Source organism: Caballeronia sp. LZ029, from assembly GCF_031451275.1.
GTDB lineage: Bacteria > Pseudomonadota > Gammaproteobacteria > Burkholderiales > Burkholderiaceae > Caballeronia > Caballeronia jiangsuensis.
In genome coordinates this window covers 1-398 of the sequence record NZ_JARUXO010000045.1, presented here as the reverse complement: position 1 = coordinate 398, position 398 = coordinate 1, and the positions used below count along the sequence as shown (strand labels likewise).

The window sequence follows — 398 nt, the reverse complement described above, 5'->3', positions numbered from 1 at the left end:
CGACCAGACGCTCACGGCAGCGATGCTCGACAGGTTGCTGCATCACGCGCATATCGTGCAAATCAGTGGCGAGAGCTATCGACTGAAGGACAAGAGAAAAGCGGGACAAGCGAGCGCGCGGGCAACCACGAAAGTAGCCGCGTGATAATGGACCCAGGTGGGTCAGATTTACTTCGGCGAAACCTTCGAATGTGGGTCAGGTTTCAGTCGGCGTTGACAAGTAGGCAAAGAAAGCAGCTTGTTCAGGCCCGCGGTCACACGCACGTTGGCCATGCTTGCCAGCCGCCCGTGGCATTCGCCACATTTAGCTCCTTTCGCCGCGTTCCTTCAAGTCGATGGTATCGATGCGATGATGAACAAAGTACACGTCGTAGCAGCCGTCAGTTTCGCTACAGGCG

Annotated in this window: 1 protein-coding gene; it reads left to right on the top strand. The window is 56.5% G+C overall.

Features of this window, described 5'->3' with window-relative positions; translation table 11 throughout:
* Nucleotides 1-145, top strand: a 145-nt coding sequence (locus QCE73_RS33975) for an ATP-binding protein (RefSeq protein ID WP_309885332.1), incomplete at its 5' end; no start/stop codon positions are given.
* Nucleotides 146-398 lie beyond the last annotated feature (253 nt).